At 60.2% G+C, this 20,699-nt stretch carries 19 protein-coding genes; 8 read left to right on the top strand and 11 right to left on the bottom strand.

The genetic code is table 11. From position 1 onward, the window contains the following. The first annotated feature begins 45 nt into the window (after positions 1-45). Complete coding sequence (locus G3O01_RS06855; protein ID WP_205803792.1) at positions 46-1,074, top strand: LacI family DNA-binding transcriptional regulator; 1,029 nt, start codon at positions 46-48, stop codon at positions 1,072-1,074. A gap of 558 nt (positions 1,075-1,632) precedes the next feature. On the opposite strand, the gene G3O01_RS06850 is transcribed toward G3O01_RS06855, so the two are convergent. Next, positions 1,633-2,112: a hypothetical protein gene (locus tag G3O01_RS06850; RefSeq protein WP_205803791.1), complete on the bottom strand. Its 480-nt coding sequence runs from the start codon at positions 2,110-2,112 to the stop codon at positions 1,633-1,635. Positions 2,113-2,549: 437 nt separating this feature from the next. Here G3O01_RS06850 and G3O01_RS06845 point away from each other — a divergent pair, with 437 nt between their 5' ends. The 3 genes from G3O01_RS06845 to G3O01_RS06835 all read left to right on the top strand — a co-directional run bounded on the left by G3O01_RS06845 (position 2,550) and on the right by G3O01_RS06835 (position 3,992). Further along, positions 2,550-2,996 carry a response regulator gene (locus G3O01_RS06845; protein ID WP_205803790.1) on the top strand — a complete coding sequence of 149 codons (447 nt, stop codon included), beginning with the start codon at positions 2,550-2,552 and terminating at the stop codon, positions 2,994-2,996. 126 nt (positions 2,997-3,122) lie between these two features. Then, positions 3,123-3,389 (top strand): hypothetical protein, encoded by a 267-nt coding sequence (locus tag G3O01_RS06840; protein WP_205803789.1) that lies wholly within the window; start codon positions 3,123-3,125, stop codon positions 3,387-3,389. Between the two features lie 120 nt (positions 3,390-3,509). Continuing rightward, positions 3,510-3,992 carry a PRC-barrel domain-containing protein gene (locus G3O01_RS06835; RefSeq protein ID WP_205803788.1) on the top strand — a complete coding sequence of 161 codons (483 nt, stop codon included), beginning with the start codon at positions 3,510-3,512 and terminating at the stop codon, positions 3,990-3,992. A gap of 515 nt (positions 3,993-4,507) precedes the next feature. Here G3O01_RS06835 and G3O01_RS45135 read toward each other — a convergent pair. Then, positions 4,508-4,810: a helix-turn-helix transcriptional regulator gene (locus tag G3O01_RS45135; RefSeq protein ID WP_277403012.1), complete on the bottom strand. Its 303-nt coding sequence runs from the start codon at positions 4,808-4,810 to the stop codon at positions 4,508-4,510. A 298-nt stretch (positions 4,811-5,108) separates the two neighbouring features. Beyond that, positions 5,109-6,005, bottom strand: coding sequence for a LysR substrate-binding domain-containing protein (locus G3O01_RS06825; protein WP_205803787.1), 897 nt, complete (start codon positions 6,003-6,005; stop codon positions 5,109-5,111). 213 nt (positions 6,006-6,218) lie between these two features. Here G3O01_RS06825 and G3O01_RS06820 point away from each other — a divergent pair, with 213 nt between their 5' ends. From G3O01_RS06820 to G3O01_RS06810, 3 genes are all read left to right on the top strand, one after another. Further along, positions 6,219-6,857, top strand: a complete 639-nt coding sequence (locus tag G3O01_RS06820; protein ID WP_205803786.1) for a hydrolase — start codon at positions 6,219-6,221, stop codon at positions 6,855-6,857. 127 nt (positions 6,858-6,984) lie between these two features. Beyond that, positions 6,985-8,103 (top strand): porin, encoded by a 1,119-nt coding sequence (locus G3O01_RS06815; RefSeq protein ID WP_205803785.1) that lies wholly within the window; start codon positions 6,985-6,987, stop codon positions 8,101-8,103. Positions 8,104-8,242: 139 nt separating this feature from the next. Then, positions 8,243-9,136 carry a pirin family protein gene (locus tag G3O01_RS06810; protein ID WP_205803784.1) on the top strand — a complete coding sequence of 298 codons (894 nt, stop codon included), beginning with the start codon at positions 8,243-8,245 and terminating at the stop codon, positions 9,134-9,136. A 370-nt stretch (positions 9,137-9,506) separates the two neighbouring features. Here G3O01_RS06810 and G3O01_RS06805 read toward each other — a convergent pair whose 3' ends face one another. The 3 genes from G3O01_RS06805 to G3O01_RS06795 all read right to left on the bottom strand — a co-directional run bounded on the left by G3O01_RS06805 (position 9,507) and on the right by G3O01_RS06795 (position 12,723). Further along, positions 9,507-9,998: a hypothetical protein gene (locus G3O01_RS06805; protein ID WP_205803783.1), complete on the bottom strand. Its 492-nt coding sequence runs from the start codon at positions 9,996-9,998 to the stop codon at positions 9,507-9,509. Between the two features lies 1 nt (position 9,999). Then, positions 10,000-11,685 carry a glycoside hydrolase family 19 protein gene (locus tag G3O01_RS06800; RefSeq protein ID WP_205803782.1) on the bottom strand — a complete coding sequence of 562 codons (1,686 nt, stop codon included), beginning with the start codon at positions 11,683-11,685 and terminating at the stop codon, positions 10,000-10,002. Positions 11,686-12,276: 591 nt separating this feature from the next. Further along, entirely contained in the window at positions 12,277-12,723 is a 447-nt protein-coding gene (locus tag G3O01_RS06795; protein WP_205803781.1) for a cupin domain-containing protein, read from the bottom strand. Between the two features lie 407 nt (positions 12,724-13,130). On the opposite strand from G3O01_RS06795, the gene G3O01_RS06790 reads away from it, so the two are divergent. Next, on the top strand, positions 13,131-14,264 hold the full coding sequence (locus G3O01_RS06790; protein ID WP_205803780.1) for an MFS transporter: 1,134 nt from the start codon (positions 13,131-13,133) through the stop codon (positions 14,262-14,264). A 14-nt stretch (positions 14,265-14,278) separates the two neighbouring features. Here G3O01_RS06790 and G3O01_RS06785 read toward each other — a convergent pair whose 3' ends face one another. The 5 genes from G3O01_RS06785 to G3O01_RS06765 form a co-directional block, all read right to left on the bottom strand. Beyond that, entirely contained in the window at positions 14,279-15,310 is a 1,032-nt protein-coding gene (locus G3O01_RS06785) for a helix-turn-helix domain-containing protein (RefSeq protein ID WP_205803779.1), read from the bottom strand. A 366-nt stretch (positions 15,311-15,676) separates the two neighbouring features. After that, the gene (locus tag G3O01_RS06780; RefSeq protein WP_205803778.1) at positions 15,677-16,663 is read right to left on the bottom strand and encodes an ABC transporter permease; all 987 of its coding nucleotides are present in this window, start codon (positions 16,661-16,663) and stop codon (positions 15,677-15,679) included. Continuing rightward, entirely contained in the window at positions 16,660-17,640 is a 981-nt protein-coding gene (locus tag G3O01_RS06775) for an ABC transporter permease (RefSeq protein ID WP_205803777.1), read from the bottom strand. The genes G3O01_RS06780 and G3O01_RS06775 overlap by 4 nt, the downstream gene beginning before the upstream one ends. After that, positions 17,637-19,211 carry a sugar ABC transporter ATP-binding protein gene (locus tag G3O01_RS06770; RefSeq protein ID WP_205803776.1) on the bottom strand — a complete coding sequence of 525 codons (1,575 nt, stop codon included), beginning with the start codon at positions 19,209-19,211 and terminating at the stop codon, positions 17,637-17,639. The genes G3O01_RS06775 and G3O01_RS06770 overlap by 4 nt, the downstream gene beginning before the upstream one ends. 36 nt (positions 19,212-19,247) lie before the next feature. Beyond that, complete coding sequence (locus tag G3O01_RS06765; RefSeq protein WP_205803775.1) at positions 19,248-20,375, bottom strand: sugar ABC transporter substrate-binding protein; 1,128 nt, start codon at positions 20,373-20,375, stop codon at positions 19,248-19,250. Between the last annotated feature and the right edge of the window lie 324 nt (positions 20,376-20,699).

Here is a 20,699-nt window from a genome sequence, read left to right as displayed (position 1 = left end):
AGCCCTATTGCGCAAGCCTTGAGACAGCGCTATCCTAAATCGATCATGGCGACCTCAACACCCAGGAAAACCCGAAGCACCGGCCGACCGACGCTCGACGCCGTCGCCGAACTGGCCGGCGTGAGTTCGATTACCGCGTCGCGCGTCCTGCGCGGCGTGGGTTCCGTTGGACCGGAATACGTGCAGCGGGTAAAAGCCGCCGCGGCAGAACTGAACTACGTCGCGAACCCCGCGGCACGTGCACTCGCATCGTCGCGCAGCGGCACGGTAGCTGTCGTGATCCCGTCGCTGTCGAATACGGTGTTCGTCGACGTACTCGAATCGATTCACAACGTGCTGCGGCCACGCGGCTACGAAATCCTGATCGGGAATTCGCACTACTCGCGCAACGCAGAAGAAGACCTGATCCGCCACTACCTTGCGGCGCAGCCGAGTGGGCTCATCGTGACCGGATTCGACCGCACGGAAAGCGCGCGCCGTCTGATCGAGGCGAGCGGCGTGCCCTGCGTGCACATTATGGAACTCGAAAAAGCCGAAGGCGTGCACTGCGTCGGCTTTTCTCAGGCACGCGCGGGCGAAGCGGTTGCAGATCATCTGATCGCGCGAGGCTGCCGGCGCAACGCATTTGTCGCGGCACAGCTCGATTCACGAATGATGCAGCGTGGGGAGGGTTTTCGTGAGGCACTGCGACGCAAAGGACTGTACGACGCGGAACTCGAGATACTTACTCCTGCGCCGTCGTCCATCGGGCTTGGATGTGATCTGTTTCGCCAGTTACTACAGCGACGGCCGGACGTCGACGGGATTTTTTTCGGTAACGACGATCTCGCACAGGGCGCGCTCTTCGAAGCGCGCCGCCAGGACATCGACATTCCAGGCCAGATAGCAATAGTGGGGTTTAACGATCTGGCGGGGGCCGCGGATTGCGTGCCACGACTCACGACGGTTCGCACGCCGCGAGCGGAAGTCGGACGCGTGGCGTCTAACCTGCTGCTGTCGATGATCGACAATAAGCCCGTCCCGTCACCCGTCGTCGATCTCGGCTATGAACTGGTTGTGCGGGAGAGCGCCTGACACTGTTTCTGCGTACGTCTTGACGCCAGTGAATAGATGGCATCGGCGTTGCAGATGATCTCGACGGCAGAGCGCAGCGTTCGACTAAGGCAGCGATGACATATGACATGTCTAGTACTGCGAATCATTGCCGCTGCCTGCCACTATCACGAGAATCGGATTGAAAGTCTGAACGATCTCTGCGTGCCCGACGATTCGTGCCCTTAGGCAATGTCTAACAACCGACCAACCCACAACGGATGCGGATATGCTTTGCCGGAGTTGGAAGAGGGTACATCTGGATGCATTGCGGAAAGGCACACTATAAGCGCCCAGACGTAATGAGCGGTCGCGCTATATGTGTAGGCAACCGCGGAGCATATCCGTTCTTCCGGGTTAGCCCAGCGCTCGCATTGAAGGCGGCACCAAGCCCCCACCATCGCGCAAAAGCGCCTTGCAGTCACCGCTACAAGACGCTCCCGCGCATTCTGAGCCAGCGCCACTCAATTGCCTCGGACGACGCCACTTCCGGCCAGTTGAGCGTTCTTCAATTACCGCCGAGAACGGGCGAAGTCGAGCTTACTGCTTTTTTGCAGCGTCAACTTTTTCATCCGCTGCTTTCTTGTTTGCATCGTTTTGGGCCTCGACCTTCTCCTTGTCGGCTTTTGCCTGGGCAACATTCGCATCGTGAGAAGCGTGTTGTTTCTTCCGGTCCGCCTTTGTCTGCGCCTCACTCTTCTTTTTGTCGGCTTTTGCCTGGGCTCGTGCTGCATCGGCACGCGCGTCGGACGCATCCTTCATTGTGGTTGCTTTCTGAACCTTTGCAGCTTTCTTGTCAGCGTCAGCCTGCGCAGAAGCTTTGTCTTCGTTCGCTGATGCCTGCGCCTTGTCGGCGTCGCTCTGAGCTTCAGCCTTCTTCTTGTTTGCAGTAGCCTGCGCCTCGCTCTTCTCGCCGTTCGCCTTGAGTTGCGCCTTATTTGCTTCCGAAGGCGCCGTGGTCTGTGCGAAAGTGGTTGATACAAGCAGGATGGATGCGAGAGCTGCGACAATTTTCTTCATGATTTCCTCCCTTGGAAAGGCACCGGCTTTAGGCGGTGCTATTCGATCTAACGCGGACGCCCCACGCACGTTGACGCCATATTCGTGACAAACGGTAACGGAAGGATACCGAATGGATTTTTCCATCCGCTGTGAACGTTTGCAGTGGCATGATAAATATGGTCTGCCCACGGATTCACCACCCGGCGTCACGCTGTCCCCGAATCTGCATTGACGTGAACGATGCGCAAGTGGCATGCCGTGGCTTGTCGGCTTTTCCGTCGCACAAGAGATTCGGCGGGAAAACTGCCTCGCGGAAATTGCTTCAATCCGGGTTCCCAAATACATGGGATTGAGAACGCCTCTCACAGCGCGATGAACAGGATAAAGCGCTCTTGCCGCGGCATGCGCATTGCACGTCAAATCTCCAATACGTTATTGCGACGCCCTACCACAAAATGTCCACATACCCAGCGGCCCGCGTGTTGGTAATCGATGATCATCATGGATCGGCCATAGGAATCGCCACGTACCTTGCATTGGCCGGTATGGAAGCACGCACGGCTGGCGGTTGCGGCGACGCGCTTGAGGCCATCCACAACTGGATGCCCGACGTAGTTCTTCTGGATATCCGGATGCCCCAGCGCGATGGATTTTCGACGGCGGAGGCTATCTGGAATTGCACGCCGGACAAGCGCCCTTACCTGCTAGCCTTTACGGCAGCCGACAGGCAGTTCGTCATGAATAACCCGGCTAGCCGTTACCTTGACGGCTACTGCAGAAAGGGGACGTCACCCGCAACGCTTGTGTCGCTGGTTTTGGACATCGTGGGGCACAGCGCGGATCCACGCTTGACTACGTCCGAAGGTAGCGTGGAGCAGCAAAAGATTTTGAATCATGCTTGAGCCGCTCGTCCCACAACCCCTCGGTGCTGAATGGTTGTGGTGGAAGATTGCGGTTAATGAATCGCTGCCTGAATGCGTCACGCGACATCTCACCGGTGACCTGGCCCAACCACAGGAGACCTCACCATGCGAATTGAAGACTTCGAACAGCAGCTCACGGCGATTCTCCAGAGCGCGGGGCCTGGCACGGTCGCGGAACTCACTGATACCGCGATCGCATACTGGAACGGCATCCACCTTGTTTATGCAGAGATCGATATCGACGGTACGGGCGCGTTGACCGGAGCATTCGAGATGAATGCGCAACGATGGACACAATGGAAGGACTGGCTCAGCGACTGGTTGACTGACCCGGTCATCAGCGTGCGCCATGATCTGTCCCGAGCGAACTGACACGTAGATCGCCATGAATCGGCCGGGACGGGCAGCCCGCGGGGCCATCGTCCGGCCGCAAGGCGCGTCCCTCGGCACGCGCCTTGCGCCTCGAAGAGCCTACCCATCAGGAGCATGATCATGACGACACTCGATCCCAATACGCAGGCTTCGTCTCCATCTCAAGCCAACCCGCAGGGTGCAGGTATCGTAGGCATCGGCGTTGGCGATGGCCCCGGCCCGGACGTAATGGCTGCATCTTCACTTGAGGGGACAAAGGTCATTACGGCAGATGGCGAACATGTAGGCAAAATCTCGGACATCATGCTCGACGTGCGCAGCGGACGCATTGCTTATGCTGTGCTATCAGAGGGCGGCTTTCTCGGTATGGGTACAGCCCTTCACGCCATCCCATGGAGCGCGCTGACGCTGAATGTGGACGAAAAAGTCTTGCTCGTTGGCCTGATGGCGGATGAAATCAAGAATTCACCGGGATTTGACAAAGATCATTGGCCATCAATGGCGGATCCACAATGGGGTTCGTCCGTACACGAGTACTACCGCCAGAAGCCTTATTGGGACGCGACCCGTGACGTTGCGCCGCAGAGGTCAGGTAGTCTGTGACCGCTGAGACGCGCCACGTGCGCGGTAATGCGCACGCGGCTACGCCACGTCGGAAATAGTGCGGCGGGCGGAAAATCTACATTCCGCCCGATCGTGCATATTCGGAGGTTTCGTGCGGCCTTCGGGTGTTTTTTCTAAGGACCTGCATTTAGTCGACCGGCCCTGCCGCATTTACCACGGTAAAACAGTAGCCGCTTGCAGACGGACGAAGCACCCAGTGAACGCAGGTTTGCCAGCTTCGCGATCCTGCGGAAGGACCGAGCTTCCCTGCCGCGCATGTGCAAGACCTCGGCCGCCCCTGAGCCGATGGCCATGCCAACGATTGTGCAACAGCCGCTTTCGATACTCGAAACGGCTTCCGGAACAAAACGGGCATGTGAGCTCAGCAGTTTCAGGTAATGGGATTCACGATGCGCGGCTACCCGTTCCGCGCTCCAGAATTTGTACTCTCGTACCCCGCCTTTGATGGGCCGATGATGGACAGGATCGAGTCCGTCTCTGGATTGGCCGCCTTCTCATGCCTGATCGTTGGGGGTAATCCTGTTGCGCCAAACACCTGGTGACGTGCCAACGACCCGTTTGAAAACCCGGCTGTAGTGCGCGTGGTCGGCGAAGCCATACCTGTGCGCTATCTCGGTCAGACTTAGATCGCGATTTCGTAGATCCCTCTGGGAGCCGCGCACTCTTTCTTTCACACGCCATCTGTGAGGGGTCGTTCCTGTGACGCGCTTGAACAGACGCAAGAAGTGCCTTTTCGACATATGAACGGAAGCCGCTAAAGCTTCTATCGACGCACCGGTATCTAGCGTTGCGAGCATCAGAGTCCTTGCCGCTTCTACAACATCGCTCTCGCTGAGTGAGCGGCCGTCCCGCAGCTCGATCAGTGTATCGCAACGTTCGTCTTGCGTCGGAGCACGGCTGTTTGTTTCCATTCGCAGAGGACCACAATGCACATAGGCATAGCATCTTGCCATTGGGCAAAAATATCGCCTAGCAGCGCGGAACCAAAACAATCTTGATTTTAAATCAATAATTCCCCAGAAGCGGAATGTCGCATCTGTGTGAAAAACGTCCAGCCGTACGCAGTGTTCTATCGACGGAACGATCAACGAAGCGTCACTCGTCTTTCTGTATGTGTTCGGCGAGATAGTCGATCAGCTGACGCACCGCGGGCAATAGACCCCTCCGTGACGGAAAGACCGCGTGAACAAGCCCCCCTTTGGGTTTCCAGCCCGGTATCACCTCGACCAGTGCGCCTTTTGCAAGCGCATCCTCGACGACCATGTACGGTAACTGCACGATGCCCACGCCTTTGATCGCCGCCTGCCGAAGCACGGTCATATCGTCAGTGATATAGCGAGGCGCGTGACTCACCCGCGCTTCCGCGCCGTCCGGGCCGACAAGCGCCCATGCATGATCGCGCTGCGGCCCCCAATCGAGGCTCGGCATACCGGCGAGATCGGCGGGATGCGCGACTGTCCCGTGCCGCTCCATGAGCGCCGGTGCGGCAACGAGACGCTGCGGACTTCCCGACAGGACACGCATGACGAGCCCGCTATCTTCGAGCGGCGGGAAACGCACTCGCAGCGCGAGATCGAGACCTTCGCCCAGCACGTCGACCCGTCGATTCGTCGCATCGAGAAGGATCTGCACCTTCGGGTATTGCGTCATGAAGTCGGCAACCAGATTGCCGATGCGGTACGCAAGAAGCGTCGTGGGGCAGCTCATCCGCACCACACCCTGAGGCTCGGAGAGCTTTCGCTCCATCACCTCGCGTGCGGCATCGGCTTCCACGAGCACCGCGACACAGTGCTCGTAGAACTCCCGTCCCGTGTCCGTCATCGAGAAATGCCGTGTGGACCGGTTGAGAAGACGAACGCCATATCTCGCTTCGAGTTCGGCAATGCGCCGGCTCAGCTTGGACTTGGGCATGTTGAGCGCCCGCCCCGCCTGCGTGAAACCGTGGTTGTCGACCACTTTCACGAAATAGTAGATGTCGTTCAGGTCGTCCATGGCTGTTCCTTCGGCAGAACAATAGCGGCATCTTAGAGCATTGAAGCGCGCGCAGGCGCGCCATTGTTCCGCTCATAGAACACAGTCGGCATTTTTCTGAGGCTGGAGGCCGGTTCGTCAAACGCATAGCATTGCCGTTGCATGCAGATCCGACGCATCACGCGTCGATCACGGGGATCCCCTTCCATTTACCGTAGTGTTCCGGAGGCAAACATGGCAAGCGAACCGATTCGCGACCCCGCGAAAGATCATCTTCTGACGCCGCAAAATGCGGCATTCATCGTCATCGATTACCAGCCGGTCCAGGTGAACTCCATTGCGTCGATGGACCGTCAGCTGCTGATCAACAACATCGTGGGTGCCTCAAAGGCGGCAATTGCCTACAAGCTGCCGATCGTCCATTCGACGGTCAACGTGAAGACCGGCCTGAACAAGCCGCCTATCCCACAACTGCGCGCGGCGCTCGGCGATTATCCGACTTACGATCGCACCAGCATCAACTCGTGGGAAGACGTCGAATTCCGCAAAGCCGTCGAGGCCACCGGTCGCAAGAAGTTGATCATGACCGCTCTCTGGACGGAAGCCTGCCTGACGTTCCCCGCGCTGGATGCGCTGGCGGAAGGCTACGAAGTCTATGTCGTCGTCGACGCGGTCGGCGGCACATCCGTCGCGGCACACGAAGCCGCGCTGCGTCGTATCGAACAGGCTGGCGGCAAGATGATCAGCGTCGCCCAGCTGTTCTGCGAGCTGCAACGCGACTGGGCACGTAGCGAAACCGTCCCGGCATTCATCGACCTGTTCATCCAGACGGGTGGCACGGCCGGCATCCAGTTCTCGTACGACAAGAGCTGATGCGTCAAGCGCGCGGCCGGTCGCTGGTTCCGGTCGCTGGTCCCGTCCGCGCGCATTTGCCATGTCCGGCGAATGTCCGGCACCGACACGCAATGGACATAGCCTCGACGACTGGAAAGTGTTCATCATGAAGAAACAGACCGCGCCGATAGGCTTCGCAGGCTGCGTGATCGCGGCATGCTTTCACACCAGTCTGTATGCCCAGAGCAGCATCACCTTGCAGGGCATGATCGACGGCGGCGTGACGTATGTGAATAACCAGCATGGTGGCGCGGTGACGCTATTCGACAGCGGAATCTATGCGCCAAACACGTTGACGTTCAGCGGAAGCGAGGCGCTCGGCGGCGGAACGCAGGCCATCTTCAATCTGACTTCGCAGTTCGACCTGGGCAACGGCACAACCATTCCGGGCGCAAACCAGATCTTCAATCGCACGGCCTATGTGGGTCTGTCGGATGAGCGGCTTGGCACCGTCACGTTTGGCAACCAGTACGACTTCATGTTCGACACGTTAACGCTCGGGCTCTTCGACGGCGCGTTCCTGTTTGGCGGCCTCTATGATTTTCGCCAGGGGCCGTTCAGCGCGCTGGGCGTTCCACAAAACCCGACCGGCTCATTCGATTTCGACCGCCTCGCCGGCGCCACGCGTGTGGCGAACGCGGTCAAGTATCGCAGCCCATCGTTCGCGGGATTCAGCTTTGGCGTGCTGTATGGCTTTGGCGGCGTTGCGGGTTCGTTTTCCGCCAATTCGACCATCAGCGCAGGGATGAACTACGATAGCGGCCCGCTGGGTGTCGGCGTCGCGTACATCGAAGCCAGGTATCCCGAACTGGGTGACGGTCACGACGGCATCCGCAATTTTGGCGCTGGCGTGCACTACCGGTTCGGCAGCCTGCTCGCCATGCTGCTCTACACGAATACGAAGAATACGGCGAGCGGCGCAAGGATCGACGTCTACAAGGCGGGTGCGTACTGGACGATCTTCGGGCCCTGGTCGGCAGGACTCGACTACCAGTACATGAAGGGAAACGAGGTGCTCGACAACAATCAGGCGCACCAGATCGCCACAGCCGTGCAGTACCACTTCTCGAAGCGGACGATGGCGTACGTCGAGGCTGTCTATCAGCGCGCGAGCGGCGACGCCCAAACCACGCAAGCATGGATCAACGGACTGCTTCAACCCGGCGCGGCGGCCAGCAACCGTTCACAGTCACTGGCACGCATCGGGTTGCAGACCCGGTTCTGAACCTGCATCGCGTCCGTCTCATCGTTCTATCAGTGGGACACAGAAGTTGGCTCCCGGCCACTACTGCCGTCATCGTCCCGCCACTACTCTGTATCCATGCAAACAAGGCCGCCCGGCCTTTCAACAGGAACATTCGACGATGAAGACGATTCTCGGCACTTACGGCAACCCCAACTCGCATTGGGTCGGCGACGGCTTTCCGGTGCGCACGCTGTTCTCGCATCAGACAATGGGCCGCCACCTCAGCCCCTTTCTGATGCTCGACTATGCAGGCCCGAAACACTTTGCGCCGACAGCGCGCCGTCAGGGCGTTGGACAGCATCCGCACCGCGGCTTCGAAACGGTGACGATCGTGTATCAGGGCGAACTGGAGCACCTCGATTCGACGGGCGGCGGCGGCAAGATCGGCCCCGGCGACGTGCAATGGATGACAGCAGGCGCAGGGATTCTGCATGAGGAGTTCCATTCGCGCGAGTTCGCGAAAACAGGCGGGACGCTCGAGATGGTCCAGCTTTGGGTCAATCTGCCCGCGAAGGACAAGATGACGCCACCAGGCTATCAGGGGATTCTCGCGAACCAGATTCCTTCGGTCGAGTTGCCCGAAGGCGCTGGACACGTGCGGGTGATTGCCGGCAACTACGCGGGCGACGCTGGTCCGGCGCACACCTTCACGCCGATGGACGTGTGGGACGTGCGGCTCAACACGGGACGTGGTGCAACGCTGACGCTGCCGGCAGGCAGGACGCTCGCGCTCGTCGTGCTGCGCGGCCAGGTTCGGGTCAATGGCGATGAGCGCGTCGTCAGCGATGCGCAACTGGTTCTGCTCGGGCAGGAAGGCACTGACGTCCGGCTCGATGCCCTCAGCGAGGCAACCGTGCTGGTGCTAAGCGGTGAGCCCATCGACGAACCTGTCGTTGCACATGGTCCCTTCGTCATGAACACGACCGAAGAAATTCGCGAGGCGGTAGAAGATTTCAACAGCGGGCGTTTTGGATCGATGGTCGCGACACACGAGCGGACCGCGATCATCTAAGGGTCGCCAAGGCGGCAGGAGCGCTCCTTTTCTGTGTCCTCCAAATGCGGGGGGCGGACGGGAGCGCCCACCCAACTCACGTCTCGACGTCCGGTTCCCGACTATCGCGGTCGTTCGAACGGCACGATTTCGTTACCTCCGATCGGCAGGTTGTGGCCGGATATCGCCTGCCGTCTCCGTGCGCAGACAATGCTGCGCGATGCCTCTGAGACCGAACAGGCGGTGCCCCCTCACCAACGCGATAGCCCAACGGGTGCACTCGGAGAAACTCAAACGGGATGCCGGCTCGTGCGCATCGCATAGTGTCCATCGCGATACTCAAGCACAAAGTTACATATGGGCAGTCTGCAGATCACGTAGCCGAAGGAGCTCACCTGGTTCCGATGTCGAGATAGGTTTCTTTAGGCATCTCTTCGTATGCTTCCTGGTGAATGGATGCATCGTTCTGGCAAGCCATCTCTGCGATCTTCCGTTTTTGCCTGAACACAACAATTCCAGCGGACATCTCAGGACCATCAGCCGTTTTCACTGTCTTGTCGTAAAGGTAGTAGTTGTAATCGCCGCGTTCAAACCGGACGTGCGCCTCGCCTCCTCCCGCATACGGTACGTTACTAAATTGAAATGGATTAGCGTCCTCACCTTTGTCTCGAGCGGGAACCTGAAGATCCACCTTGTCTCTCGTACCATTCCTGTAAACAAACTTCGTTGTTTTCTTGTCGAGGCAAAGTGACGCAGTCGATTTCTTCAGCTCGCAATTGAATACCACCTGCTCATCTTGTCTGCACATGCCTTCTGCGTGCGCCGATACGTGGATAAGCATCGGCATCGCGACAGCAACCACACTACGGATGATTGTTTTCATATCACTCACAAGGAATTCCGACCAGGGGCGCAACTCGATTGAAACGAGCCAGTCGGTCACTGTAACCGTTCTGTCCACCATTCACGATTTGTGTCACATCAGTCACATGTCCCGTGTCAGCCACTGAGTTGAGGTTGTTACGCGACCAGAATACATACGCAGACTCGACAGCGTAGCGCGCGTTCGAAGCCAGTAGATCGGGAGATGCCAGGAAATCCTGGTGGTCACCCGGCGATCTTTGATTGTGCTGGTTCTGGAACGCGCGATAGCCATCCTTTCCTGTTACCTGAAGCATGCCACGCCCGCGATATTTATATCCGTCACCGCTCGCTTCGTCTCCATTTCCCATCCGGTTCGCGTAAACATAGTTTGCGAGACTCTCGGGGTGGTGTGCGTACACGGTAGCCTGTGTCCATAGCTTATCGCGAAGGCGTCCGTGAGTGCAGTCGTCGCAGTTCCGGTCGTAGTTCTTCGGCCCGCCTTTGCATCCAAAGGTCTTTCGCATCTGCTGTGGACTATAGTCGAGTCCTTCTTCTGAGACTCGCAAAGCGCTTTCGTGCGCACACTGTGATAGAAAATGCGCAATGCGTCGGGGCGTATTAACCGAGTAGGCGCGAGCGTATTCATTCACGAACGGAAGGATACTTTCATAGTATCCCCTGGTATTCCCCGGTTCGGCAGCGAGCAGCATCTCTATGGTGATGGGACCACCATCCGTCTTGAAAGATCCAACCAGGCCGATAGGATGGAAGTGAAATACCGAGGCAGATGTTGGCCAACCGCTCACGCTTTCGAGACTGTTCCAGAATCGAAGCCTGTCGATGCGATTCATTTCAACCTGCCAGATGGGCAAGCCGGCGTGCATGTGGGGATTGAGCGCTTCCCATTTGCTCATCTCACCGCCCCATTCACTTTCGTATTTGACGACGAGGTGATCGATGCGATCTGCGAGCCATGTCTTACCCAACGCCAGCTGCAATTCGTGCGCCGTAATCTTGCCATCATGCTGCCCCTGAGCATCGATAGCATCTTCAATTTTACGTAACGCTTCGTCCGAGCGAGCGGTGTTGAATGAACCTTCAAAACTCGAAAGCTCGTCCGGCGTACCGTTATCTGCCACAAACAGCGCCCGCTGGAACATATCCGACACCGACGTTTCGAGGCTTACGATGTCGAATCCCGGCCAATCCCACGGGCTCTTTAGCTCGACGAGTGGTTGCCCATGGTCGCAAACCCAGCCATTTACCTGCGTATTGTTCTCGTCAGCGACGCTGACCGCATACCATACCTTGCCCGGCGCTTCGGCCACATGCGAGACCGATCCTGTGGCGATCACTCGCGTCCATGCAGTTGCCGGTCCACCCGCCGATTGAACGCTTAGTGGAAATTGGCTCCAGGCTTCCCGGCTGCCGGCCGCGTTGAGATCCGCGCGCGATATCCATAGCGCACTTTGTCCCGCCAACGGATGGCCGGCAGCGTTCACCCGCTGCGCCTTGCACCATGGGCCGCCTTCTGGAGAATCCGCTGCCATTTTCAGCAGCGCGCCACTTTCGATCGACAGGTCTGCGGCGGAAGGCTGCACCAGTTTTGCCCCCTTCGAAATCAGCAACAGAGTGCGTGTTTTCGTATCAAGCTGCTGGGCTCTCGTCCTGCTCCGCGCGATGAAGGCATTAAGTTCGCGATTCATGCCATCGCGTCGAATGGCTCCTATTGGCCGCACACCGCCTCGCCCCGCCCCCGTCACCATCCGCCTTGTTGTTACCTCGGTGGGATCAATGTGACGGGTTCTCAGTCGTCGCGATGAGCGGATTGAAAATCTGAACGATCTCGACTTTCCCAACGATTACCGGTCCCTCGGAGACGTCTAATGACCGCCCAACCCATAGCGAATGGGGATACGCCTCCGGCGTAAGCAGCCAGACCTCAGCCAAACACCGCTCTCCCGTTGCAACCCTACCGTCCCCAAAGAATTCATGGTGCGCCGACGACCAATAGTCGGCCCTTATCTTGTAGGTCGGACGGTAACCCGACCGAACCAGCTTCGATGTGCATTCCGATGAAAATGCAGTCAGCGCAAACGTGACTAGCAAGTCGGGTTGGCGAATCGGACGCGTCATGTCCCTGAACAAGTTGCGATTATTGACGAGAAATTGTCGACGATTCGTAGACTAATGTCGATCGGCTGCTTGTGGCCGCATACTGCCTGACGGCAACCGGCTACGCGCGCCCCGGCGCAATCAGATTAACCTTCTGAAAGCCGACGTTCAGCGCCCGGGTTTCATCGTGACGGTGGCGCCGGCACCAATCCGTACCTGGACATGACACCGATAAGCTTCGAGAGGTCGGGCGGCCCGCCGGTGCTCACGATTGCTCCGACATCACGAAAATACTGAACGCCTATATCGGGCGTAAGGACGATCAGTGCGCGGGCCGTGTCATTGTGCGGGTTGCTAAAGTGATGGACCGACCCACGTGGAGTAAACATCCATTCTCCCGGTGCCAGGTCTCGCATCACCCCATCGACCGAGTACCGAAGTAGACCCTCCAGCACATACACGCACTCTTCGTTGCGTGTGTGGCTGTGTGGCGGCGGGACTTGTGAACCGGGAGCCACAGTCAATTCGAAAACACCCATCCCGCCAGTCGCGGTTCCATCAATCAGGTATTGAATGCTCAATTGACCAATGTTGATTGGTTCGATCGGAGCCACGCCGCTAATTGTCATTTTCGAACTCCTTCGGATCAAGGATTCTCGTCGGCCTCGACATTGTCGATTTAGTGCTTGACCTCTGATTGTTGACGATCTTGGCCGATCTGTCGAGCGGCCGAATGTGGCCGCGTACTGCCTCTCAATAACCGGATCTGTGCGGCGCGCGGCCAGCGAATGCGGGGGGCGCAAATCGACCCCTAAGGCGACGTTTAAACCCTCATCGTCCCAGCGGCGGCTTTCCAGGTGCTTCGGACGCTTCGAAGCGGTTTGTCAGAAATCAGTTTTGGCGCTATTCAGGCGACCTGCTAACCTTTGCCGTCGACCAGGCGGATCAAAAAGATGGGAAAGCAAGTCATTGACGACGAACCGTGCACGCTAATCGAGCGAAGCCATGCCGCGGACGGTAGCCGTTCACTTTTCCGATGACGTCGCTGCTGTTCGCCGTCGCCACTTTCGGCGTCGGGTTTCTGTTCCGTCCTGTAGGCGCGATCGTGATTGGTGCCTATGCGGACCGCGCTGGCCGCCGTCGCGCGCTCCTCGCTACCTGCTGGATGGCGACGCTTGGTACAGCCGCTATTGTCCTTTGTCCACCCTACGCCGCGCTCGGCGTAGCGGCACCCTTGATAGTCGTGCTGGCGCGCGTGCTGCAAGGCCTGGCGCTCGGCGGTGAGATGGGCGCGGCAGCCGCACTTGTCGTGGAAGCCGCGCCGCCCGCGCTGCGTGGTCGTGCGATCGGCTTGCAACTGGCGGGCAACGCACTCGCCCCGCTCCTCGGTGCGTCGCTCGGCTCGCTGCTCGGCAGCCTTCTCTCCCCCGAGCAGTTGACGGCATGGGGCTGGCGCGTAGCCTACGCGTTCGCGCTGCCGCTGCTCGCGGTGGGCTACTACGTGCGGCGCCAATTCCTCGCGAACGATGCCCCACGTGCGCACACGGCTGGTCATGCAATGCGTCGCCGGCCAGGCAGGCTCGCCCGTCATCACATTAGAAGGTTGATCCTGGCCACGCTGTCGACGAGCTTTAGCACGGTGTCGTTCTATTCGATCGTCTATTACATGCCAGCGTGGCTGAATCGCGTCATGCACAGAAATGTCGTCACGGGATTTCTGTCGTCGGCATTCTCGGGTCTGTTGATCATGATGCTTGCGCCGCCTTCGGGCTGGCTCGCTGACAGGCTGCCGCGCCGCAAGCCGCTCGTCATTGCCGTCGCCGCGGCGCTTGCAGCGGTCATTCCGCCGATATTCTATTTAATCATTCATACCGGCACCGCAACGATATTGCTGGCCGGTGTAGCGTGCATCACCGCGCTCGTGGCGGTCGGTGGATGCGTTGTGAACGTGATGATTCTTGAAGCCTGGCCGCAGCACGTCCGGGCGCGCGGCTACGGCATCGGCTATGCGTTCGGCACAGCGCTGTTCGGAGGCACGGCGCAGCTCGTCGTGACAGCGTTGGTCAATTGGAGCGGCAACCCGATGGCTGTGGCGTGGTACGCCGCGCCATGCTGTCTGCTGAGTGTTGGCGCGCTACTCTGCTTCAAGGAGGAACGCGCGGACGCCTGACAATGCGCAGCCCCCTAAACGTGTGGCTTCCATTCGTGCAGAAAGTGGCTATCTATTGCGCGGATATCTTGCGGCACCATGTCGTACGCGCGGCGAAACGCCCGCGTGAAATCTGATGCACTCTTGAAACCGTGCCCGTAGGCGATGTCCTTCACTGGAAGATTGGGATGCCGGACCAGATCATCGGCCGCTTGCCGAAGACGCAGATGCCGGATATAGGCACCGATTCCGCCTTCGTGTTGAACCAGCCGATACATCGTCGGACGAGGCAGCCCAAGCGCGTCAAGAACACTTTCAGGAGAGAGGTCACAATCCTGCAGATTTGCCTGAACGTAGCGGCGTACATTGTCGAACATTGCCGCGCGCACCGCTGCGCGCGCATTACCGGCAAGCCCGGCCTCCTGCGCGAAGGCCGCGGTGATAAGTTGCACGGTAGCCGCGAGGCTTCCCCGCGCTTCGTCTATCGCGATGGAACCCATTCTCGCGGCCAGGGCCGTGACGTGTTCGACGATCAAATGCACCATCGGGCTTCCGCGCTGAAGCACGCGCCCATGGAGAGCTGCCGGGTCGGCAATGAATTGCTGCAACAGCGCGCCGGGCACGAAGAGCGTGATGACGCGGCAAGCCTGCCGGCGCATCCGGATTGGCTGGTCCATGTCGAGCGCCAGAATTCCTTCACGGCAGAATTCGCCCCGCCGCCTGGCCGAGTGCACGACAAGCGGCTCGACACCGCCTTCCAGAAACACGTGAAAGACGAAACTGCGAACGTTGTCCCGCGATATGCGGGCAATCGTGCGCTCGAGCAGCAGCTCGTCCGTCCAGCAATCTGTAAAGACGATGTCGTCGACAACGAATCGTTCGATCACTCCATTAAACGGCTGTTCGGTCTGGGCACGCGAAGCCACGACGTCTATGACGTGCCCGACGCGCTCGCGCCAGCTCAGCAGTTGCCGGGATACCGGCTCATTTCGAACATCGAAATGGCCAGGAATGATCCGGTTCGTGAGTACGGCTGCACTACCGGCCCCGTTGTGAGGTTGGAGCATGGCTGAAAGCTCGGTCCCGATTGGTGGGCGAAGTTGCAAGTCGCGCAGCAAGGCGAACGCCGAGCACCGGCTTGTCGCCTTATTCCGGAAGATGCAGACGGACAGTTGAGAACTGTAGATCGCGGCATGCCTCTTTTTGCATTATATCGAGTCTGTACTGGCTAAAACGAATGTCGAGTCTCGAGTGGACAGGCGTATCCCGCAGGACAGTTGATGTCGGTAACGCACCGCCGGTCGTCGAAGGTCGAAAAGTCCAATATCGAATGCGGCGCAGCCATTCGAATGTCCACATATGGCGGGGACGGTCGGCTGCTTATGGCCGGTTGCATTCCTCGATTGCGCGCGACTGGCAGGCCAGCGGTCAACCTACGCCTCTCGCTTGCTTCGCCCATACAGCAGCAGCATCGCCGCGATCACCACGCCGTAGATGATCTGACGCCCCGCCTCCGGCATCTGCGCGACCGAAAGGATCGATTGCAGCAGTGTGATGAGGATCGCGCCGGCCACCGTGCCCAGGTACGAACCCCGTCCGCCCAGAATCGACGTGCCGCCGAGCACGACCGCCGCGATCGCCGGCAACAGGTATGCATCGCCCATCGACTGTGCGGCCTTCGACGCATAGCCCGCGAGTAGCACGCCGCCGAACGCGGCGAACGCGCTGCACACGGCGAAGGCGGTCACCGTGACGAGCCGCGTATCGATGCCGGAAAGATACGCCGCGCGCTCGGTGTTGCCGATCGCGTAAAGCGTGCGGCCGAAGGTCGTGCGCGACAGCAGGAACATCGTCGCGCCGCCGATCACCACCCACAGCGCGACGGCATTCGGCACGCCCGGTATGAGCCAGCCCGCCGCGAGCCAGCGCATCACCTCGGGCGCGGAATCCTGCGGCGACGATCCGCCCGTATAGACAATCATGATGCCCTGCGCAACCGCATTGGTCGCAAGCGTCGCGATCATCGACGGAATGCGCAGCAGCGCGACGAGGATGCCGTTGACGATACCGATCAGCACGCCGCAACCGATCCCGACCGGTATCGCGAGGATGCGCCCGAGATCGCCGTGCCCCGCGACCGCGCACGCCATCATCGCGCCGACGGTGATCGTCCACGGCAACGAAAGGTCGATGTGGCCGAGCAGGATCACCATCATCAGGCCGGTCGCAATGATGCCGAGGAATGCGCCGACCTTCAGTTGCAGCAGGATGTATTCCGGCGACGTGAAGTTGCGCGAAAACATTCCGCCGACGAGCAGCAGCACGACGATGCACGCGAATGCGATGACGATCGGTTTGTCGATTTTGCGAGTCAGCCGCGACACGAACGTGGTCCGGCCGGTCGCGGAAGCGTCGCTCATTGAAACCACTCCAGACGGTTGCGCACCCGGAACAATCCGCACGCGCCGATCGCGACAGCGAGCAGAAGAATCATGCCCTGAAATAGCGGCTGCCACAGCGCATCGACATTGAAGACGAACAGCAGATCGCCGATGCAACGGAACGCGAATGCGCCGAAGATCGCGCCGATCGCGCTGCCCTTGCCGCCGAGCAGCGACACACCGCCGATCACTACCGCGGCGATCGAAAACAGCGTGTACGAGTTCGCGCTGCCGAGGTTCGCGTCGCCGGTGTCGGTGAAGAACGTCAGAAACAGGCCGCCGACTGCTGCGAGCAGGCCGGCCAGCGTATAGCTCGCGAACTTGGCGCGGCGAATCGGCATCCCGGACAGGAAAGCCGCGGGTTCGGACGACCCGGTCGCGTATGCCGCTCGCCCGATCGCCGAGCGTTTGAAAGGAATCCAGACGATCACGATCGCGGCCAGCAGGATCACCAGGCTCGCTGGCAGAACGCCGGCGACCTTGCCCGTCAGTGCGTCGGCGAGGTCCTCGTTGATCGATCCGCCAGGCACAGGGCGCAGCAGCAGCGCCAATCCGTAGTAGACGGCGCCCGTCGCAATTGTCGTCACGATCGGCTGCAGCCGGCCGAAAATGATGATCACGCCGTTCAGCGCGCCGCATAGCGCACCCGCCCCGAGCACGCCGGCGATGCCGAGCGCGCTGTGCAGCGAGTCGCCTGTGACGATCCACGACCCGATGCAATTCGTCAGCACCAGCGTCATGCCGATCGACAGGTCGATGCCGGCGGTCAGCACGACGAGCGCCTGCCCCATCGAGACGAGCGCGAGCAGTACCGCTTTGTTCGCGGCCGTCTGAAATACGTTGGCCGACAACGCCGACGGATAGTTGACGAGATAGATCGCGAACATCAGCACGAACAGGCCGAACGCGAACACCGCTCCGCGATTCTCCGCATACCAGTAACGCAGCCCGCTCATCGCCCCACTCCCGTAGAAGGCAAACTCTGTCCGACGGGCAGGTCGAGAGCACTGGCAATCAGGTTCTGCTCGGTGATCGCCGGGCCGACGAGTTCCTTCTTGATCCTGCCTTCGTACAGTACGAGTACGCGGTCGCAGCAGCCGATCAGCTCGTCATAGTCGGTCGAATAGAAGACGATCGCGGCGCCTTCGTCGGCAAGGCGCCTGAGCAGCTGGTAAAGCTCCTGCTTGGTGCCGACGTCGATACCGCGCGTCGGGTCGCTGAGCAGCAGTATCCTCGGCCGCCGCATTAGCCACTTCGCGATGACGACCTTCTGCTGGTTGCCGCCCGACAGCGAGCCCACGGGCGCGTCGACGCTGAACGACTTGATCGCAAGCAGCTCCATCATCCGCTCGACGAGCGACTGCTGGCGGTCGCGATCGATGATGCCCGCGGTGGACATCCGATCGAGTGCGGCAAACGACAGGTTCTCGCGTACCGACATCGGCAGCATCAGGCCTTCGGTCTTGCGATCCTCGGGTATCAGCGCCATACCGATTTCGTTGGCGCGCGCGGCCGTCGGGCTCCCGATCGACACGGCTTTGCCGTCGATCTCGATCTTGCCCGCGCAGCCGCGCAACACGCCGAACAGCGCGAGCAGCAGTTCGCGCTGGCCTTGTCCGTCGAGACCGCCCAGTCCGAGGATTTCACCGCGCTGCAACGAAAAGCTGATGCCCCGCAGCGTGTCGCTCCAGGCGAGATCACGACAGGCGAGAACCGGCGCGGTGCTGCGGGCCTCCGCGGGTTGGTCGGCCGGTTTGGCTGCGGGTCTGGCAGGAAACGCATGCTGGTACTTCCGGCCGATCATCATTTCGACAACCTCATTGTCGGAGCGCGTGCCGGCTTCGAAGCTCATCACATGACGACCGTTCCGGTAGACCGTGCATTCGTCCGCAAGCGCCTTCACCTCGTGCATGCGGTGCGAGATGAACAGCAGCGCGAGCCCCTCTTCGCGCAGGCGCTTGAGCACCTCGATCACGCGCGCGACGTCGGCCGCGGTCAGCGCCGAGGTAGCTTCGTCGAGAATCAGAATGCGCGGCGCGTGGGCCAGCCCCTTCGCGAGCTCGACCATCTGCTGGCGCGACAGCGGCAGGTCCCGGACCTTCGCAAGCGGATTGATGTCGGCGGCGCCCGCTCGCGCGAGCGCCTCCTCAGCCTGGCGGCGTTGAGCGCGCCGGTCGATCATCCCGAAACGTCGCGGCGGGTTCGCAGCGTAGATGTTGTCCGCCACGCTCAAGTCGGGGATCAGCGACAGCTCCTGATACACGCAGACGACACCCGCCGCGTTCGCCTCGGCAGGCGACCCGAACGAGACCTCCCGGCCATCGAAATGCATCGTGCCCTCGTCCGGCTGCACGACGCCGGACATCACCTTCAGCAACGTGGACTTGCCCGCGCCGTTTTCGCCGAGGATCGCGTGAATGCGGCCTCTGCGCACCGTGAGCTCGGCGTGATCCAGCGCGACGGCGCCGCCGTAGCTTTTCGACACGCCAGACATCTGAAAGAACGGCTGCTCTGCATCCTGCAGCATGCTTCGTCTCCGGTCATAGCGCGGGCCATCATCCGGTCACTGGTTGCCCTGGTTCTGCTTCATGATTTCCTGCGCAGAGAAATTGATGCCGCATGTCGGAAACGAGTTGCCGACGAAAAAGTTGTCGGAGTCGTTCGGGAAATAGTTGACGCCCGACTTCAGCATCGAATCGTCGGTGACGTCGAGCGGCAGCTTGATCGCCACGGGAATCGTCTGGCCATCCAGCGCGGCGAGCGCCGTCTTGATCGCCACGGCCACCTGCGCGGGCCCGGTGCCCGCCGACGTGCACTTCAGGCCCTGACTCCCATACTGCGCGCAGAACTTGCGAAAGCCGTTCTCCGTCTCGCCGCCGAACGGCACGAATGGGTGTTTCGCATCGATCATCGCGCGCACGACGCCCGTGTCGCCACCTTGCGCCGATATGCCATCGAAGTGACCCTGCACGGCAATCGCGTCGGCGGCGACCTTTTGCGCGACCCCGTCGTCCCACTTGCCGTAGACCTGGACGACGTTCCACTTCTTGCCGGTGCTGTCCAGCGTTTTCGTGAAACCATTGTGCCGGTCCGTGTCGACCGACGTGCCCGCCACCCCGCGAACTTCGAGCACCTTGCCTCCGTTCGGCAGGTGGCCCGCGAGCCATTTGGCCCACAGCGCGCCGAGCCCATACTGGTCGACGTTGACGTTGATCGCGTCTTCGCTGTCGAGCGTGTTGTCGAAAGCGACCAGCACCACACCGGCGTTCTTCGCGCGGCGGATCGCGGGGCCGAATGAGGAGGGGTTCTGCGCGTTCACGATGACGGCGTCATAGCCGGCATCGATGAAGTTGTTGACGGCCGAGATCTGCGCCGGAACGTCCTCGCCGGTCGAGACGACCTTGAATTCCTTGAGCCTGGCGGCAACCGCCGGTTGTGCGGTGTAGGCTTTGGCCGTTCTGATCATCTGGATACGCCAGGTGTTCGCGATATAGCCGTTCACGAGTGCGATCCGGTAAGGCGCGTTCTTCTTCGGATACTTGATGAACTTCGTGTCGCTCTTCCATGGGACCATGCAGGCGGGATCGCCGGACGGCCCTGAAACGATCGAAGCCTGCGCGAAAGCCCCGCTTGCGCAGAGCGCCAATGTAGCGCTCGCCGCAGCTCGGAGCACGTGGATTCCTGAAAGCATGTTGCCTCCTTTTTGTTCGACTGGACGTACCGATTGCCTGCGCACATGGCTGGTCGTGGACTGCCGGCACGGTGTGCGCGAAGCACGGAACCTTGCGGAGTTGCTATAGCGGGACTGGATCGGACTTGCAGAAGGAGCCTTTCAACGGCGCCTCCTCGAAGCGAAAAGAAGGACATGCGTATACGCGTTCCCGTCTGACAGTACTGGCATACCAATCCACGCGCGATAGTGGTTTACCAGTGCGTCCAGCGCACCGGGCGACCGGGCTGAAACCGTTGGTGGATAAGGACTGGGCTGCCGTGAACGGTCGCCGCGTCGCACGGG

Origin of the sequence: Burkholderia sp. Ac-20365 (genome assembly GCF_017104715.1) — a bacterium.
Taxonomy (GTDB): Bacteria; Pseudomonadota; Gammaproteobacteria; order Burkholderiales; family Burkholderiaceae; genus Paraburkholderia.
This window is presented reverse-complemented; position numbering and strand designations above follow the sequence as displayed.

Coding starts and splice junctions, on each gene's coding strand:
- G3O01_RS06855 (WP_205803792.1), top strand. CDS start 46: ATGGCGACCTCAACACCCAGGAAAACCCGAAGCACCGGCCGACCGACG.
- G3O01_RS06850 (WP_205803791.1), bottom strand. CDS start 2,112: ATGAAGAAAATTGTCGCAGCTCTCGCATCCATCCTGCTTGTATCAACC.
- G3O01_RS06845 (WP_205803790.1), top strand. CDS start 2,550: ATGTCCACATACCCAGCGGCCCGCGTGTTGGTAATCGATGATCATCAT.
- G3O01_RS06840 (WP_205803789.1), top strand. CDS start 3,123: ATGCGAATTGAAGACTTCGAACAGCAGCTCACGGCGATTCTCCAGAGC.
- G3O01_RS06835 (WP_205803788.1), top strand. CDS start 3,510: ATGACGACACTCGATCCCAATACGCAGGCTTCGTCTCCATCTCAAGCC.
- G3O01_RS45135 (WP_277403012.1), bottom strand. CDS start 4,810: ATGCTCGCAACGCTAGATACCGGTGCGTCGATAGAAGCTTTAGCGGCT.
- G3O01_RS06825 (WP_205803787.1), bottom strand. CDS start 6,005: ATGGACGACCTGAACGACATCTACTATTTCGTGAAAGTGGTCGACAAC.
- G3O01_RS06820 (WP_205803786.1), top strand. CDS start 6,219: ATGGCAAGCGAACCGATTCGCGACCCCGCGAAAGATCATCTTCTGACG.
- G3O01_RS06815 (WP_205803785.1), top strand. CDS start 6,985: ATGAAGAAACAGACCGCGCCGATAGGCTTCGCAGGCTGCGTGATCGCG.
- G3O01_RS06810 (WP_205803784.1), top strand. CDS start 8,243: ATGAAGACGATTCTCGGCACTTACGGCAACCCCAACTCGCATTGGGTC.
- G3O01_RS06805 (WP_205803783.1), bottom strand. CDS start 9,998: ATGAAAACAATCATCCGTAGTGTGGTTGCTGTCGCGATGCCGATGCTT.
- G3O01_RS06800 (WP_205803782.1), bottom strand. CDS start 11,685: ATGAATCGCGAACTTAATGCCTTCATCGCGCGGAGCAGGACGAGAGCC.
- G3O01_RS06795 (WP_205803781.1), bottom strand. CDS start 12,723: ATGACAATTAGCGGCGTGGCTCCGATCGAACCAATCAACATTGGTCAA.
- G3O01_RS06790 (WP_205803780.1), top strand. CDS start 13,131: ATGACGTCGCTGCTGTTCGCCGTCGCCACTTTCGGCGTCGGGTTTCTG.
- G3O01_RS06785 (WP_205803779.1), bottom strand. CDS start 15,310: ATGCTCCAACCTCACAACGGGGCCGGTAGTGCAGCCGTACTCACGAAC.
- G3O01_RS06780 (WP_205803778.1), bottom strand. CDS start 16,663: ATGAGCGACGCTTCCGCGACCGGCCGGACCACGTTCGTGTCGCGGCTG.
- G3O01_RS06775 (WP_205803777.1), bottom strand. CDS start 17,640: ATGAGCGGGCTGCGTTACTGGTATGCGGAGAATCGCGGAGCGGTGTTC.
- G3O01_RS06770 (WP_205803776.1), bottom strand. CDS start 19,211: ATGCTGCAGGATGCAGAGCAGCCGTTCTTTCAGATGTCTGGCGTGTCG.
- G3O01_RS06765 (WP_205803775.1), bottom strand. CDS start 20,375: ATGCTTTCAGGAATCCACGTGCTCCGAGCTGCGGCGAGCGCTACATTG.